Genomic DNA, 18,280 nt, shown 5'->3' with positions numbered 1-18,280 from the left:
GGGCCGGCGCGGATGGAGTGATGTGGTCGGCTGCTCTGCCGCTGTTCGTGCACACATGGTTTCGAGGATCCCGAAGGCGATGCGCGATGGTATCCTGATCGGGCGGCGAACGGACAGCCGTACTCGCGGCGGCGCCGGATCGGCGGCCGGAGTCCACCGGGCAGGCTGATGAGAGGGCGAGAAGAAATGGGCGTGCAGTCGTGCGATGCCGCTGCCGATCTGCTGCAACGGGTCGGTGGACGCAAGTTTCGCACCGTCCTGGCCGATCCGCCGTGGCAGTTCGAGAACCGTACCGGCAAGATGGCGCCCGAGCACAAGCGCCTGAACCGCTACGCGACGCTGACCCTGGACGAGATTGTGCAACTGCCGGTGGCGAGCATCGTCGAGGCTACCGCGCACCTCTACCTGTGGGTGCCGAATGCGCTCTTGCCGGAGGGCTTGCGCGTGCTTGCCGCCTGGGGATTCGACTACAAGAGCAACATCGTCTGGCACAAGGTGCGCAAGGATGGTGGTCCGGACGGGCGCGGTGTCGGTTTCTACTTCCGCAACACGACCGAGCTGATCCTCTTTGGCGTGCGCGGCAGGAATGCCCGCACGCTGGCGCCTGGCCGCCGCCAGGTGAACATCATCAAGAGCCGCAAGCGGGAGCACTCGCGCAAACCGGACGAGGCCTACGAGCTGATCGAGTCATGCTCGCCCGGCCCCTTCCTCGAGCTGTTCGCGCGCGGATCGCGCGCCGGCTGGCAGACCTGGGGCAGCCAGGCGGACGCCTACGTTCCGGATTGGCCGACCTACGCGCACCGCTCGCAGGCAGCCGTGAAGGATTGACGGCTCCTTCCCGCGTTGCCACGGTGTTGTCGCGGGTGTCGCGGGGGCTTGAGTTTTCGGCATCGCTTGCGCATAGTGGCGGCTTTGCCGGCGGCTCCCGGCGATCTCCTTGGGCGCCGTTGCCGGATGCCGCTCCTGCCGCCGTTCGCCGCCCGGCAAGCAGTACCGGCGGCACCTGCAAACCCGGCCAGCGGAGCAACGATGCCACGAGAAAACATGAACCAGACGAACGACAGGGCGAACCGCAAGGGGCGCAAGACCAGCCAGCGCAGCACGACGCCGCCGCGCCTGTCGCGGCAACGCCAACCGGCCGATCTGCCGGTCGACGATTGGCAACGCGAGCTGCGCCGGCAGTTCGGCCGCGAGCAACGCTTCGGTTTCGAGAATCTCGGTGACGACCCGGTGTTTTCCGAGTTCGCGGTGTACAACCCTGACAGCCGGCGGCGCTACCGCGTCGTCATCCGTGGCGACCAGCCCGGCGACAACCGCTGCTCGTGTCCCGACTTCTCGACCAACGACCTGGGAACGTGCAAGCACATCGAATTCACCCTCGCACAGATCGGCAACCGACCGGACGGCAGGCGGGCGCTCGCCGCGGGTTTCCAGGGTGCATTCAGCGAACTCTTCCTCGATTACGCCGGGCAGCGTCGCGTGCGCCTGCGCCCCGGCCACGAGTTGCCGGCCAACTTGCTGCCGGCGGCCTGCGAGCTGTTCGACCGCGATGCGGGGTGGCAATTGCCGAGCGACCGTTTCGTCGATCTGCCGGCTTTCATCGACCGCGTTCGTGCCGCCGGTCACGACCTGCGCTGCGACGACGATGCGCTGGCCTTCATCGCCGAACTGCGCGATCGCGACATCCGCCAGCAGGCCCTTGCCGCCGCCTATCCGCTGGGCAGCGACAGCCCCGAGCTCGGCGCCCTGCTCAAGGTCGGCCTCTACCCCTATCAGCGCCAGGGAGCGCTGTTTGCGGCGCGTGCCGGGCGGGTACTGATCGGTGACGAGATGGGCCTCGGCAAGACGGTGCAGGCGATCGCCGCGATGGAGATCTTCGCCCGCCATTTCGGCGCCGAGCGCGTCCTCGTCGTCTGCCCGACCTCGCTCAAGCACCAGTGGCAGCGCGAGATCGCCCGCTTCAGCGAGCGCCAGGCGACGGTGATCGGCGGCCTGCGCGCGGTCCGCCAGGCGCGTTATGCGCAGCCCGACTTCTGCAAGATCACCAATTACGAAACGCTGAGCCGCGACCTCGACCTGATCCAGTCCTGGGCGCCGGACGTGGTGGTCGTCGACGAAGCACAGCGGATCAAGAACTGGAACACGATCGCTGCCCGCGCGCTGAAGCAGATCGACAGCCCCTACGCCGTCGTCCTTACCGGCACGCCGCTCGAGAACCGGCTCGAGGAGCTGATCTCGATCGTCCAGTTCGTCGACCAGCACCGACTGGGCCCGACCTGGCGGCTGCTGCACGAACACCAGCAGCGCGACGAGCATGGTCGCGTCGTCGGCTATCGCGAGTTGCATCGCATCGGCGAGACGCTGGCGCCGATCATGCTGCGCCGGCGCAAGGCGGAAGTGCTCGAGCAACTCCCCGAGCGCGTCGACAACACGCTGCTGATGCCGATGAGCGCCCTGCAGGCGCAGCATCACGAGGAGAACCGCGAGGCCGTCGCGCGCATCGTGCAGCGCTGGCGGCGCACCGGCTTCCTCTCGGAGAAGGAGCAACTCCGCCTGCACTGCTCGCTGCAGAACATGCGCATGGCGTGCAACAGCAGCTTCCTGCTCGACAAGGAAACCGACGACGGCTACAAGGCGGACGAACTGGTCGCGCTGCTCGAGGTCCTCTTCGAAGATCCACAGGCCAAGGTCGTCGTCTTCAGCCAGTGGCTGCGCACCCACGAACTGATCATCCGCCGCTTGCGGCCACGTGGCTGGGAGCATGTGCTGTTCCACGGCGGCGTCGCCGCCGACAAGCGCGGCGCCCTCGTCGATCGCTTCCACAGCGATGCCGACTGCCGCGTCTTCCTCAGCACCGACGCCGGTGGCGTCGGCCTCAACCTGCAGCATGCGGCGGCGGTCGTCGTCAATATGGATCTGCCGTGGAATCCGGCGGTTCTCGAGCAGCGGATCGGCCGCGTGCATCGCCTCGGGCAGACGCGCGGCGTGCAGGTGGTCAACTTCGTCGCCCGCGGAACGATCGAGGAAGGCATGTTGTCGGTGCTGGCGTTCAAGCAGTCGCTGTTTTCCGGCGTCCTCGACGGCGGCGACGACGAGGTCGTGCTGCAGGGAACGCGGCTGTCCAAGTTCATGGAGACGGTCGACCGGGTGACCGGCCAGATGGCTGGCGAAACGACCGCCAGCGAAGACGAGCGGCACGATACCCCGCCACTCGAGGCAACCAGCGAAGCCGGCGCCGCCGCTGCCGCTGCCGCCGACGGTGAAGAGGAGTACCAGGGTGCCGGGTCGCCGGTGCCCGTGGAGCTACAGGTGCAGATGGTGCCGCAGGCTGGCGAGCCGCCGACCGCAGCGCTTGCTGACGCTCCCGCAGCGGCCGCCGCGCCGCAAGCGGGCGAAGTGGGTGCGGCATCGGCTGCGGCTGCAGCGGCTACCCCAGCCGCGACCGCACCGGCCCCGTCGGTCGACCCGTGGTCGCCGCTGCTGTCCGCCGGCGTGCAACTGCTTGGCGAACTCGCCGCCGCGTCGAGCGGCGAGCGCCCATCACCGTGGGTGCAGACCGATCCGGCGACCGGCGAGCGCTTCCTCAAGCTGCCGGTTCCCGATCCGCAGACCGTGCAACGCCTTGCCGAGGGGCTGCTCGGCCTGCTCGGCGGCCGCAGGTAGAAAAAAACGCGAGCAGCCGAAGGACAGGAAATCCAGCTCCAGCCAACGAGAGTTCACGAGCCTTCATCAAGCGCCCCGTCGCGGGCGTATGCGAGTGCGATCGTCTCTTCGGTGTCGGCGACCCGTTTCCCTTGACATGCATACGTCAATATGGATAGCCTTGCTCATGCGCTACACTTGGGACGAAACCAAGCGGCTGGCCAACCTGAAGAAGCACGGACTGGATTTCGCCGACGCGGAAAAGGTCTTTGCCGGGCCGCTGTTACTGATCGATGATCATCGAGTGGACTACGGCGAGCAGCGCATGATCGGCATCGGCCTTCTGGATTGCCTGGTGGTGTTGATCGTGCATGTGGAGTCCGACGAGGCAATCCGCATCATCTCCATGCGCAAGGCGGACAGCAATGAAACGGATCTCTTCTATCAAAACGCCGGATACTTCTGACGACGCGCCGAAGCTCACGCCAGCGGACTTCGAGCGCGCTCGGTCGCGAATCGCCGGCAGGGAGGTCAGCCGGGCTGAGTGGCAGGCAGCGGTGCGCCAACGCGTCGGCAAGTTGCGCATCAGCATCATGCTCGACGTGCCCATCGTAGAACACTTCAAGGCTCTGGCTGGTGAGCGTGGCTACCAGACGATCATCAACGACACCCTTCGCCGCGTCATCGAAAGCGGTCACCTGGAAGCCGACCTGCGGCAGCTCATTCGCGAAGAACTCGCGCGGCGCTGAGGAGACTCCACAATCAGCGGAGTCGTACGCCGGAGCGCCCGGCTAGCGGCCGGGCGCTCCGGCGGACTGCCGGCGGTGCTTCTCAGCCGATGCGGAACATCAGCGAATCGGCGCCCGAGTTGAGCGCGACGCTGATCGGCAACTGGTGCGTCGTCGGGCCCCAGAACTGGCGCGGGCCCGGTGAGGCGAAGAGGTCGCCCGCCGCCCACTCGTCACGCCGGGAAGCGAAGAACTTCATCGCCGGCGAGTCCATCTTCACCAGCGCCTTCTCGATCACGAACTCGTCCTTGCCGTGCCGCCGCTCGATGTTCAGCAGCCCGGCGAGCGGGATCGCCTGCGGCGTGCCGCCGTTGCTCAGGCCGGTGATCGTCGCCATGTAGCCGGTGCGGCCGTCGAGGATCAGCGAGCCGGCGGTGAGCCCGAGATTGAAAGTGTAGGCGGCATCGAACAGCGTCGGCGCGCCGCAGCGGCCCTCGTAGCCGAGGAAGTGGTTGTGCGCGGCAAAGGGAACGGCCGGGTCGAGTTCCTTGACCCGCTTCTTCGCCATGTCGATCAGCAACTGCTCGGTGGGGATCAGCGAGACCTGCAGGTTGCCGTGCGAGTCACGTTCGGCGAGCAGCATGTTGACGATGTAATGCGGCAGCGAGGCGAGGAGGGCGGCGTTGTCGGCGCTCAGCTTGCTGCCGACGAAGTCCGCCTTGGCGTCGTCGGCGAGCGCTGCAAACTCGGCGGCGTGATGTGCCAGGACGTCGTTGAGCTCGGCGATCATCGCATTCATCTCCGGGATGAACTCGATCAGGCCCTCGGGCGCGAGCAGGACGCCGTAGTTCATCCCCTTGTGCGAACGGTCGACGATGACCCGGGCGACGCGGTCGATGATGCTCGCCAGCGACTCCTGCTTGCTGGCGATCTCCTCGGAGATCAGCGCGATCGCCGGCTTTGTCTGCAACGCCACCTCGAGCGCGACGTGCGAGGCGGAGCGGCCCATCAGCTTGACGAAGTGCCAGTACTTCAGCGAGGAGCTGGTGTCCTGCAGGATGTTGCCGACCATCTCGCTGTAGATCCGCGTTGCGGTGTCGAAGCCGAAGGAGATCGACAGCAGGCCCGGGATCTGCAGGTCACCGTCGATCGTCTTCGGCACGCCGATCACCTGGACGCCGGAACCGTCGGCCTTGACGCCTCTGAACAACGATTCGGCGAGCACCGCCGCGTTGGTGTTCGAGTCGTCACCCCCAACGACGACGATCGCGTCGAGATTGTGCTTGATGCAGGTCTCGCGCACCTGCGCGAACTGCTCCGCCGACTTGATCTTCGTCCGGTCGGAGCCGAGGAAGTCGAAGCCGCCGGTGTTGAGGATGAAGTCGACGTTGGCGTCGGTGATCTCGAACAGCGAGCCCTTGAGCAGGCCCTTCGGCCCGGCCTTGACGCCGAACAGCGTGTTGCCGGCGCCGAGAACGCGCTTGAGGCCGCAGACGACGTTGTGACCGCCGGCTGCCGGTCCGCCGGAAAAGAGGACGGCGACCCGCTTGCCGGTGACGCCCGCGGTACTGGCGCCAGCCGAGCTGAGGACGACGTTGCCGGAAGCGGCGACCGTCTGCGGGAACTGCGCGCGAACGCCGTCGGCATCCTTGGTGCCAAGAACCTGGCTGGTGTTGCTGAAGCGGACCGGCTGCGGCTGGTCGGACGAGCCGAAGGCGGCACAGACCGGCAGCGGGTTCTGGCGCACGGCCGTCTCGAAAATCGAGCGGTGCGCTTCGGTGTTGAGGAGTTGTTCTACGAGGGTACTCATGCTTTGACCTCTATGTCACGTTGTGTGGTTGCGTGCTGGCCTGCATCGGGGCGGCGCAGCGGGCCGGTTGGCGGTGATCGCGGATTGCGGACTGCGGATTGCGGGTGGGGAAGGGGGCAGACACAAAAACGGGCCAGCCCACCTCTGGACCAGCCCGCTGTCCTGCAATGCAGCCGCTTATCCGAGCGTGCCGACGTTGTTCAGGTCGGCAAAAGCCTGCTTCAGGCGCGCGCGGAAAGCGTCCTCGCCCTTGCGCAGCCAGGCGCGCGGGTCATAGAACTTCTTGTTCGGCTTGTCGTCGCCTTCAGGGTTGCCAATCTGGCCCTGCAGGTAGCCCTCGTTCTTCTTGTAGAAGCCCATCACGCCGTCCCAGAATGCCCACTGCAGATCGGTGTCGATGTTCATCTTGACGACGCCGTAGGAAATCGCCTCGCGGATCTCCTCAAGGGTGGACCCGGAGCCGCCGTGGAAGACGAAGTTGATCGGCTGAGCGCCGGTGCCGAACTTCTTCTGCACGAATTCCTGCGAGTTCTTCAGGATGATCGGCTGCAACTTGACGTTGCCCGGCTTGTACACGCCGTGCACGTTGCCGAACGAGGCGGCGATCGTGAAGCGGTCGCTGACCTTCGACAGCTCCTCGTAGGCGTAGGCGACGTCCTCGGGCTGCGTGTACAGGCGCGAGCTGTCGACGCCGGTATTGTCGACACCGTCCTCCTCGCCGCCGGTGACGCCGAGTTCGATCTCCAGCGTCATCCCCATCTTGCTCATGCGCTCCAGATAGCGCTTGCAGATTTCGATGTTCTCCTCGATCGGCTCTTCCGAGAGGTCGAGCATGTGCGAGCTGTACAGCGGCTTGCCATGCGCCTTGAAGTACTGCTCGCCGGCGTCGAGCAGACCGTCGATCCATGGCAGGAGTTTCTTCGCCGCGTGGTCGGTGTGCAGGATGACCGTCGCCCCGTAGAGCGCAGCAAGCTGGTGGATGTGGTTGGCGCCCGACACCGCACCGGCGACGCAGGAGCGTTGGTTGCTGTTGTCGAGCCCCTTGCCGGCGAAGAACTGCGCGCCGCCATTCGAGAACTGGATGATCGCCGGTGACTTGAGCTCGGCGGCGGTCTCCATGACCGCGTTCACCGTGCTGGTGTTGATGACATTGACCGCCGGCAGGGCGAACTGCCTGGCCTTCGCCAGATTGAAGATGGCCTGCAGCTCGTCGCCGGTGGCGACGCCGGGTTTGACTTCTGATGCACTCATGATTTGCGTGTCCTGATTCGGTTGATCGAGAAGGCCGGAAAGGGGGGTGAAGCCAGAAGCGAGGGCAAAACGGACGCCGGAACGCCCGATTCGGTGGAAGTATCTCCGCCGTTTAGCGGCTCGTCAAGCGCTGTCTGTTTTCTTGCTGTGGCGAGGTGCGGAGCCGCGTGATTGGGCGCGGAACGGGGGCGGGACGGGGTTCCGCGGCAGTCATCAGCACGCTCAGCGATCGGGTTCGCGGCAGCGTCCGCCGGCCACCGAGCAGGGTTGCGCGTTGCGTCGCTCGGCGGTCTGGCGCAGAGCCGGGAGCGTGCCGTCTGTGCCTCGCCCGGCGTTGCTGCCCTGCAAGGCGAAACGACAGGCATAAGTCTTATTGATCCATGTCAACCGCTCCTGGCCTCGCCTGTGCTATCAAGCATCAAGCACAAAAACAATGACACCAGTAAGGGGGCACGGATGCCCAAGTCGGGAGAGGAATCCGGAGGGGGGAGCGCACGAGTGCTGTCGCTCGCCCGCCGCCGGCGCCGCGCACCAGCACTTCGCGAACCGGGGCCTGTCGTTCCCGGTCGCGGCTTTGGGGCTGAGAGCGAGCCGCTGCTGCCCGGCCAGAATTCCTTGTTCGTCTGCCCACCTGATCGACCGGTCGTGGTGAGCAAGGCGAGCCGCCCGCGTCGTGCCGTCGGCGGCGCTGACCCGTGGCGCCGCCCCCGTCTTCATTGCTTGATCCCAACCCAACCGAGGTGCCCTCATGACCACCGCCGCCCGCCAAGTCGTCTTCGTCGATTCCCGCGTCGCCGATTACCAGACCCTGATCGCCGGACTGGCCGAGGGAAGCGAGTGGTATCTGCTGCAGGCCGGCGAGGATGGCATCGGGCAGATGGAAAGGATCCTGTCGACGCAGGGCGGACTCGACGCGATCCAGATCCTTTCGCACGGTGCTCCGGGGACCTTGTATCTCGGAAGCACCGTGCTGACCGCGGGCAACCTGGCTGGCTACGAGGCGGCGCTGCAGGCGATCGGAGCGAGCCTGAGCGAGACCGGGGACATCCTGCTTTATGGGTGCAGCGTGGCGCAGGGCGATGAAGGCATCGAGTTCATCGGGTCACTGGCCCGTACCACCGGGGCGGACGTGGCGGCTTCGGCTGATCTGACCGGGTCGGCGGCGCTGGGTGGGGATTGGGTACTCGAAGAATCCACCGGGATGACAGAAGCGCAACCATTGGACCTCGACTCAACGTATCAGACGACCCTTGGCGCCAACACTTCGACCATCACTTTTTCCGCGGCTGACGCCAGCCTCTGGGGTCTCTCGGGCCCAACCAGCTTTAGCCATACGTTTGATCAACTCGTCATCAATCCCTCGAACGTCTTCGAATCTGGTCGTGCCAGTGCCGGCTTTCCGGTGACCAATGCCACATTGGCGCTGGACTACGCGCTGAGCGTAACCAACATGCAGTTTGGCTTGCCGGTCGAGGTCGGCCTGAGTCTGGGTGTCTTCGATCTGAATTACCCCGTCAACGCCACCATCGTGACACCAAACAGCGTGCTTGCCGGGGACCGCTACAACATCGCCACTGGTTACGCCGCTGGGTCAGCGGCACAAACCACCATGGCCGTCGATGGTCCGAGCGCCAACCTCGCGGTTGACTTCGTCGCCAAGGCCGACGTTTCGGGCCACCTGGGTCTCGAGTGGGCCGATGTTCCGTTCAAGTCCGACGGTGGTGTGGCTCTGTTCGGAGATGCCGTTGCCGGAGGTGGCTACAGCGATTCGACCCTGCACTTGAATGTGCAGTCCACTCTGCTGGATATCAGTGACTTGGATAGCCTCGCCTCCGACGCGGTCCTGAACAACAACTTCACTTGGTCGGACAGTACGCTGGGTGGGCGCACCGTCTACCGAAATCCGCTGCTGAGCGTAGGCTATAAACTCGATCCTGATGGCCTCGACGGTAGTGCCACGGTCAGCTACGGATCTGATGGCCTTTTTGACCTGAGCGCCATCCTGATGCCAGACGACCCGATGCTCAGCCTGGATATCGACCTTGACGACGCTGCGGGCTACTTGCTGGAGACCAACCCAGCTACGGCTGCAGTAGGCGCCTTTGTGCGTCGGCTCGACCACGAATACCGCGCCAACTACAGCGTATTTGGCTACGACATTCGCTCCGAATACGACGCCAGTATCATGAGCATCAACTTGTCAGGCGGCCTGTCGCTGGCTCTCAAGGTGGAGTTCGACGTCCAGGACGTCCTGGTGACACTCACCACCAGTGATGGTCGAACCGAAACCGGACATCTGGGCGAAGTATTCAGTTTTGATACCGCACCATTGGCGACCGGGTCCATCAATGTCAATGCCAGCTACAAACTCGTGGGCGAGCTGAGAGTTTCCAGCGGATTGGTGTTCACCGGAGGCTTTGAAGTCAAGTTCCTCGGCGCGGACGGACAGGTATTCAACATGCCCATCCCCGCCGTGTTTCCAGATTCGCCGTCAGACGCAGATTCTGACCCTGAGCACTACCTGTTGGACAAGAGCGTCGATCTGCTGCAGATGGAGTGGTTTCCGTTCAATGCATTCACCACCCCCATGGAGATAGAGACGACTGGCAGCAACTATAGCGTGAGCCTGGGGCAGACGACCGACACCGTAGGTTCTGTGACCGATATGGCGGCAGCACCAGCACTTTCGGTCTCGGTGCTGGGAGTCACCCCGAACGGGCAACGTCAATACCTCGTCAGCGAGGGCAATAGCGGTGATCAGACCGTTACCTTCCGCGTCACCCGCTCGGGCGACTCGTCCTTGCCCATCAGTGCCAGCTATGACTTCAGCCTGGGCGCGGGACTCGATCAGAACGACTTTGCGCATGCTGCTCTGCCCATCGGCGGAACCGTCAACTTTGCGGCCGGACACAACAGCGAGGACATCACGGTGTCGATCCACGGCGACACCCTGGCAGAGTCCGATGAAAGGCTCACGCTCAACCTTTACTCCTCGGCGCAGGTGCTGACTCCAGCGACCATCATGGTCGTTTATTCCGACGACGGCTATGTGGTGCCGGTGGGTGTCGAGATGCTCGGTACGTCACGAGGGGATGTGCTCAAGACGGGGCCACAAACCCGGTCGGTATTGGGCATGGCCGGCAACGACAGGATCGACATCGGCTTCGGGGGCGCCATGACTGTTGACGGTGGCAGCGGCCTCGACACGCTGATCATGGATGTGGCGGCAGGCGGTTTGCAGAACAGCAGGATTCGCTACGTCATCAACGAAGGGACCAGCGCTTACGCGCTGCTCGATTCCTCTTCGGGCCTGGAGGATATCCGGAGTGCTCTCGCCCAACCGGGTGTCACGCTGCGGCTCGAAACAGAGAATGGCGGTGACAGTCAGGTTGTCAGCGTGGCCTGGCAGAACATCGAGACCTTCCGGATCAGCGGCATCGACAACGGTGTCGCCTCCTGGGGTGACCTGCTGATCTTCCAGGGCAGCGGTGGCAGTTATCACGGTGGCGGTCAAGGCGCTGGCGGTCAGGACAGCTTCTACGCCGACTGGTCCGGTGCGACGAGCGCCATCGTGTGGCAGAACGACCCGTCGCAGGTACAACAGGTCAACGGGGTGGAGGTCAGCGGGCTGGAGCGTCTGCTGCTGGTGCTGACCGGGTCGGGCGACGACGACCTGTCCAACGTGGCGAGCGACGGGTCAGATAGCTTCATTACAGGAGCGGGCGATGACACGATCCGCTCGGGCGGTGGCGACGACACCATCGACGCGGGTGTGGGCGACGACGTGATTGACGCCGGCAGGGGTTACAACCGAGTTGACGGTGGCAGCGGCCTCGACACGCTGATCATGGATGTGGCGGCAGGCGGTTTGCAGAACAGCAGGATTCGCTACGTCATCAACGAAGGGACCAGCGCTTACGCGCTGCTCGATTCCTCTTCGGTCCTGGAGGACATCCGGAGTGCTCTCGCCCAACCGGGCGTCACGCTGCGGCTCGAAACAGAGAATGGCGGTGACAGTCAGGTTGTCAGCGTGGCCTGGCAGAACATCGAGACCTTCCGGATCAGCGGCATCGACAACGGTGTCGCCTCCTGGGGCGATCTGCTGATCTTCCAAGGCAGTGGTGGCAGCTATCACGGTGGCGGTCAAGGCGCTGGCGGTCAGGACAGCTTCTACGCCGACTGGTCCGGTGCGACGAGCGCCATCGTGTGGCAGAACGACCCGTCGCAGGTACAACAGGTCAACGGGGTGGAGGTCAGCGGGCTGGAGCGTCTGCTGCTGGTGCTGACCGGGTCGGGCGACGACGACCTGTCCAACGTGGCGAGCGACGGGTCAGATAGCTTCATTACAGGAGCGGGCGATGACACGATCCGCTCGGGCGGTGGCGACGACACCATCGACGCGGGTGTGGGCGACGACGTGATTGACGCCGGCAGGGGTTACAACCGAGTTGACGGTGGCAGCGGCCTCGACACGCTGATCATGGATGTGGCGGCAGGCGGTTTGCAGAACAGCAGGATTCGCTACGTCATCAACGAAGGGACCAGCGCTTACGCGCTGCTCGATTCCTCTTCGGTCCTGGAGGACATCCGGAGTGCTCTCGCCCAACCGGGCGTCACGCTGCGGCTCGAAACAGAGAATGGCGGTGACAGTCAGGTTGTCAGCGTGGCCTGGCAGAACATCGAGACCTTCCGGATCAGCGGCATCGACAACGGTGTCGCCTCCTGGGGCGATCTGCTGATCTTCCAAGGCAGTGGTGGCAGCTATCACGGTGGCGGTCAAGGCGCTGGCGGTCAGGACAGCTTCTACGCCGACTGGTCCGGTGCGACGAGCGCCATCGTGTGGCAGAACGACCCGTCGCAGGTACAACAGGTCAACGGGGTGGAGGTCAGCGGGCTGGAGCGTCTGCTGCTGGTGCTGACCGGGTCGGGCGACGACGACCTGTCCAACGTGGCGAGCGACGGGTCAGATAGCTTCATTACAGGAGCGGGCGATGACACGATCCGCTCGGGCGGTGGCGACGACACCATCGACGCGGGTGTGGGCGACGACGTGATTGACGCCGGCAGGGGTTACAACCGAGTTGACGGTGGCAGCGGCCTCGACACGCTGATCATGGATGTGGCGGCAGGCGGTTTGCAGAACAGCAGGATTCGCTACGTCATCAACGAAGGGACCAGCGCTTACGCGCTGCTCGATTCCTCTTCGGTCCTGGAGGACATCCGGAGTGCTCTCGCCCAACCGGGCGTCACGCTGCGGCTCGAAACAGAGAATGGCGGTGACAGTCAGGTTGTCAGCGTGGCCTGGCAGAACATCGAGACCTTCCGGATCAGCGGCATCGACAACGGTGTCGCCTCCTGGGGCGATCTGCTGATCTTCCAAGGCAGTGGTGGCAGCTATCACGGTGGCGGTCAAGGCGCTGGCGGTCAGGACAGCTTCTACGCCGACTGGTCCGGTGCGACGAGCGCCATCGTGTGGCAGAACGACCCGTCGCAGGTACAACAGGTCAACGGGGTGGAGGTCAGCGGGCTGGAGCGTCTGCTGCTGGTGCTGACCGGGTCGGGCGACGACGACCTGTCCAACGTGGCGAGCGACGGGTCAGATAGCTTCATTACAGGAGCGGGCGATGACACGATCCGCTCGGGCGGTGGCGACGACACCATCGACGCGGGTGTGGGCGACGACGTGATTGACGCCGGCAGGGGTTACAACCGAGTTGACGGTGGCAGCGGCCTCGACACGCTGATCATGGATGTGGCGGCAGGCGGTTTGCAGAACAGCAGGATTCGCTACGTCATCAACGAAGGGACCAGCGCTTACGCGCTGCTCGATTCCTCTTCGGTCCTGGAGGACATCCGGAGTGCTCTCGCCCAACCGGGCGTCACGCTGCGGCTCGAAACAGAGAATGGCGGTGACAGTCAGGTTGTCAGCGTGGCCTGGCAGAACATCGAGACCTTCCGGATCAGCGGCATCGACAACGGTGTCGCCTCCTGGGGCGATCTGCTGATCTTCCAAGGCAGTGGTGGCAGCTATCACGGTGGCGGTCAAGGCGCTGGCGGTCAGGACAGCTTCTACGCCGACTGGTCCGGTGCGACGAGCGCCATCGTGTGGCAGAACGACCCGTCGCAGGTACAACAGGTCAACGGGGTGGAGGTCAGCGGGCTGGAGCGTCTGCTGCTGGTGCTGACCGGGTCGGGCGACGACGACCTGTCCAACGTGGCGAGCGACGGGTCAGATAGCTTCATTACAGGAGCGGGCGATGACACGATCCGCTCGGGCGGTGGCGACGACACCATCGACGCGGGTGTGGGCGACGACGTGATTGACGCCGGCAGGGGTTACAACCGAGTTGACGGTGGCAGCGGCCTCGACACGCTGATCATGGATGTGGCGGCAGGCGGTTTGCAGAACAGCAGGATTCGCTACGTCATCAACGAAGGGACCAGCGCTTACGCGCTGCTCGATTCCTCTTCGGGCCTGGAGGATATCCGCAGTGCTCTCGCCCAACCGGGTGTCACGCTGCGGCTCGAAACAGAGAATGGCGGTGACAGTCAGGTTGTCAGCGTGGCCTGGCAGAACATCGAGACCTTCCGGATCAGCGGCATCGACAACGGTGTCGCCTCCTGGGGTGACCTGCTGATCTTCCAGGGCAGCGGTGGCAGTTATCACGGTGGCGGTCAAGGCGCTGGCGGTCAGGACAGCTTCTACGCCGACTGGTCCGGTGCGACGAGCGCCATCGTGTGGCAGAACGACCCGTCGCAGGTACAACAGGTCAACAGGGTGGAGGTCAGCGGGCTGGAGCGTCTGCTGCTGGTGCTGACCGGGTCGGGCGACGACGACCTGTCCAACGTGGCGAGCGACGGGTCAGATAGCTTCATTACAGGAGCGGGCGATGACACGATCCGCTCGGGCGGTGGCGACGACACCATCGACGCGGGTGTGGGCGACGACGTGATTGACGCCGGCAGGGGTTACAACCGAGTTGACGGTGGCAGCGGCCTCGACACGCTGATCATGGATGTGGCGGCAGGCGGTTTGCAGAACAGCAGGATTCGCTACGTCATCAACGAAGGGACCAGCGCTTACGCGCTGCTCGATTCCTCTTCGGTCCTGGAGGACATCCGGAGTGCTCTCGCCCAACCGGGCGTCACGCTGCGGCTCGAAACAGAGAATGGCGGTGACAGTCAGGTTGTCAGCGTGGCCTGGCAGAACATCGAGACCTTCCGGATCAGCGGCATCGACAACGGTGTCGCCTCCTGGGGCGATCTGCTGATCTTCCAAGGCAGTGGTGGCAGCTATCACGGTGGCGGTCAAGGCGCTGGCGGTCAGGACAGCTTCTACGCCGACTGGTCCGGTGCGACGAGCGCCATCGTGTGGCAGAACGACCCGTCGCAGGTACAACAGGTCAACGGGGTGGAGGTCAGCGGGCTGGAGCGTCTGCTCATCACCGCCGGTAGTGGCCATGACCTCATCAGGAACACGCACACCAGCTCCGCCGACGAGATCAGCACCGGCAGCGGCAACGACACCCTCGACGGCGGCCTTGGTGCCGACACCATGATCGGCGGCGACGGCAGCGACACCTACTATGTCGACGACCCCGGCGACAGCGTCAGCGAAACCAACGCCAGCCCGAGTACCGGTGGGATCGACCAAGTCTACAGCTACCTTGCCGGCTACACCCTGGGCGCGCAGGTCGAGAACGGTCGCATCCTTGCAGCTGGCACAGCGGACCTCGGCGGTAACGACCTCGACAATCTGCTTTACGCCGGCACTGGCCACAACGTACTCGCAGGCGCCGCCGGCAACGACACCGTGAGCTACCTTTACGGCGCCAGCGGCAGCGGTGTCAGCATCAGCCTCGCGATTGCGGGCGCGCAGGTGAGCGGCGGCTCGGGCAGCGACAGGCTCCTCGGCATCGAGAATCTCGTCGGCTCCGCGTTCGCCGACGCCCTGACCGGCGACGGCAACGCCAACCGCCTCGAAGGCGGCAGCGGCGATGACGCGCTCGACGGCAGTGCCGGTAACGACAGCCTCGACGGCGGCGCCGGCAACGACCGCCTCTGGGGCGGCAGCGGTGCCGACAGCCTGCTCGGCGGCGACGGCTCCGACCTCTATTACGTCGACCACGCCGGTGACAACGTCACCGAAACCAACGCCAACCCCGCGTCCGGTGGCATCGACCAGGTCTACAGCTACCTCTCCACCTACACCCTCACGGAGCACGTCGAGAACGGCCGCATTCTTGCCAGCGGCGCAGCGAACCTCACCGGCAACGGCCTCGACAACCTGCTCTACGCCAGCAGCGGCCACAACCTCCTCGACGGCGCCGGCGGCAACGACACCGTCAGCTACCTCTATGGTGCCAGCAGCGGTGTCAGCATCAGCCTCGCCCTTGCCGGCGCGCAGGCGACCGGTGGCTCCGGCAGCGACACCCTCATGTCGATCGAGCACCTCATCGGCTCCAACCAGGACGACAGCCTCGCCGGCGACGGCAACGCCAACCGCCTCGAAGGCGGCAACGGCAACGACACGCTCGCCGGCGGTGCCGGCAACGACACCCTTTCCGGGAGCGCGGGCAGCGACACGGCGAGTTACGCCGATGCCGCCAGCGGCGTCAGCGTCAGCCTCACCATCGCCGCCCCACAGGCCACCGGCGGCTCCGGCACCGATACCCTGATCGCCATCGAGAACCTCGGCGGATCGACTTGGGACGACACCCTGCGCGGCGACGCCAACGCCAACCGCCTCGACGGTGGGCAGGGCAACGACTTCCTCGATGGCGGTGCCGGCAACGACACCCTCGACGGCGGCGCCGGCAACGACCGCCTCTGGGGCGGCAGCGGCGCTGACAGCCTGATCGGTGGCGACGGCTCCGACTCCTATTACCTCGACCACACCGGCGACAGCGTCAGCGAGACCAACGCCAACCCCGCCACCGGCGGCACCGACCAGGTCTTCAGCACCCTCGCCGCCCACACCCTCGCCACTCACATCGAGAACGGCCGCATCCTCGCCACCGGCGCCGCCAACCTCATCGGCAACGCCCTCGACAACCTCCTCGACGCCGGCACCGGCGCCAACCTCCTCGACGGCGCCGGCGGCAACGACACCGTCAGCTACCTCTACGCCGTCAGCGGCAGCGGGGTCAGCGTCAGCCTCGCCCTTGCCGGCGCACAGGCCACCGGCGGCTCCGGCAGCGACACCCTCGCCGGCATCGAGAACCTCACCGGCTCTACCTACGACGACAGCCTCACCGGCGACGGCAACGCCAACCGCCTCAGTGGCGCGCAAGGCAACGACTTCCTCAACGGCGGCGCCGGCAACGACACCCTCGACGGCGGCGCCGGCAACGACCGCCTCTGGGGCGGCATTGGTGCCGACAGCCTGATCGGTGGTGACGGCTCCGACTTCTACTACCTCGACGACGCCGGCGACCGCGTCAGCGAGAGCAACGCCAACCCGGCAACCGGCGGCACCGACCAGGTCCTCAGCTACCTTGCCAGCACCACCCTCGGCGCCCACATCGAGAACGGCCGCATCCTCGCCACCGGCGCCGCCAACCTCACCGGCAACACCCTCGACAACCTCCTCGACGCCGGCACCGGCGCCAACCTCCTCGACGGTGCCGGCGGCAACGACACCGTCAGCTACCTCTATGGTGCCAGCAGCGGCGTCAGCGTCAGCCTCGCCATCCTCGGCGCCCAGGCCACCGGCGGCTCCGGCAGCGACACCCTCGCCGGAATCGAGAACCTCAGCGGCTCGACCTACGACGACACCCTCACCGGCGATGGCAACGCCAACCGCCTCAACGGCGCCCAAGGCAACGACTTCCTCAATGGCGGCGCCGGCAACGACAGCCTCGACGGCGGCGCCGGCAACGACACCCTCTGGGGTGGCACCGGCGCCGACAGCCTGAGCGGTGGCGACGGCTCCGACCTCTACTACGTCGACCACGCCGGCGACAGCGTCAGCGAAAGCAACACCAATCCCACCACGGGCGGCATCGACCTCGTCTACAGTTCCATCGCCGCCTACACCCTCGGCGCGAACGTCGAGAACGGCCGCATGCTTGCCACCGGAGTCGCCAGCCTGAGCGGCAACGCCCTCGCCAACCTCCTCTACGCCGGTGTGGGCAACAACCTCCTCGACGGTGCCGGCGGCAACGACACGGCCAGCTACCTCTACGGCGTCAGCGGCAGCGGCGTCACCGCCAGCCTCGCCAGCGGCACCGCCACCGGCGGCTCCGGCAGCGACACCCTCGCCGGCATCGAGAACCTCGTCGGCTCGGCCTACGCCGACACCCTCAGCGGCGACGGCGGCGGCAATGTACTCAGCGGCGGCAACGGCAACGACACCCTCAGCGGCGGCCTCGGCGCCGACATCTTCCGCTTCGACACGCTCCCCAATGCCGCGACCAACCGCGACACGATCAGCGACTTCAACGTCCTCGACGACACCATCGAACTCGAGAACGCGATCTTCAGCTCGCTGCCGAACGGCCCGCTGGCCGCCAGCTCGTTTCGCTCCGGTGCCGGCCTCACCGCCGCCGCTGACGCCGACGACTTCGTCATCTACGACAGCACCAGCGGCGCGCTCTACTACGACGCGAATGGCAACACGGGCGCCGCTCCTGTGCAGATCGCCAGCCTCGCCGCGGGCCTTGCGCTCACGAACGTGGATTTTCTCGTCACATGAGTTCCGCGTCCTTGGCCTTCCGACCCAAGGACCCGGCGGCAGCGGCAGCCGCGGGCCGCTGCGCAACCGGCTCGCGGTCGGCTGGCGAAGAATCGGAATCCCGCGACCGTCGGGTGCCCATGGTTTCCGCTTCCCGGCCAGTCATGACCGCTG

General features: G+C 65.5%; 7 protein-coding genes. 5 read left to right on the top strand and 2 right to left on the bottom strand.

What is annotated here, in order from left to right; all coding sequences use genetic code 11:
- Positions 1-168 precede the first annotated feature (168 nt).
- From V5B60_RS20785 to V5B60_RS20770, 4 genes are all read left to right on the top strand, one after another.
- Complete coding sequence (locus V5B60_RS20785) at positions 169-828, top strand: MT-A70 family methyltransferase (RefSeq protein WP_332349862.1); 660 nt, start codon at positions 169-171, stop codon at positions 826-828.
- A gap of 216 nt (positions 829-1,044) precedes the next feature.
- Positions 1,045-3,663 (top strand): DEAD/DEAH box helicase, encoded by a 2,619-nt coding sequence (locus tag V5B60_RS20780; protein ID WP_332349860.1) that lies wholly within the window; start codon positions 1,045-1,047, stop codon positions 3,661-3,663.
- Positions 3,664-3,829: 166 nt separating this feature from the next.
- The gene (locus V5B60_RS20775; RefSeq protein ID WP_332349858.1) at positions 3,830-4,108 is read left to right on the top strand and encodes a BrnT family toxin; all 279 of its coding nucleotides are present in this window, start codon (positions 3,830-3,832) and stop codon (positions 4,106-4,108) included.
- Positions 4,014-4,391, top strand: a complete 378-nt coding sequence (locus V5B60_RS20770) for a BrnA antitoxin family protein (RefSeq protein ID WP_332349855.1) — start codon at positions 4,014-4,016, stop codon at positions 4,389-4,391. The genes V5B60_RS20775 and V5B60_RS20770 overlap by 95 nt, the downstream gene beginning before the upstream one ends.
- Before the next feature lie 82 nt (positions 4,392-4,473).
- Here V5B60_RS20770 and V5B60_RS20765 read toward each other — a convergent pair whose 3' ends face one another.
- Both V5B60_RS20765 and fbaA read right to left on the bottom strand, forming a co-directional pair.
- Entirely contained in the window at positions 4,474-6,180 is a 1,707-nt protein-coding gene (locus tag V5B60_RS20765) for a diphosphate--fructose-6-phosphate 1-phosphotransferase (protein WP_332349853.1), read from the bottom strand.
- A 177-nt stretch (positions 6,181-6,357) separates the two neighbouring features.
- Positions 6,358-7,431, bottom strand: coding sequence for a class II fructose-bisphosphate aldolase (gene fbaA / locus V5B60_RS20760; RefSeq protein ID WP_332349851.1), 1,074 nt, complete (start codon positions 7,429-7,431; stop codon positions 6,358-6,360).
- Between the two features lie 748 nt (positions 7,432-8,179).
- Here fbaA and V5B60_RS20755 point away from each other — a divergent pair.
- Positions 8,180-18,127 carry a DUF4347 domain-containing protein gene (locus V5B60_RS20755; RefSeq protein WP_332349848.1) on the top strand — a complete coding sequence of 3,316 codons (9,948 nt, stop codon included), beginning with the start codon at positions 8,180-8,182 and terminating at the stop codon, positions 18,125-18,127.
- The last annotated feature ends 153 nt before the right edge of the window (positions 18,128-18,280 follow it).

The sequence above is a fragment of the Accumulibacter sp. genome, from assembly GCF_036625195.1.
GTDB lineage: Bacteria > Pseudomonadota > Gammaproteobacteria > Burkholderiales > Rhodocyclaceae > Accumulibacter.
Note: the sequence above shows the minus strand (reverse complement) of the source record. Positions and strands in the feature narration are given on the sequence as shown.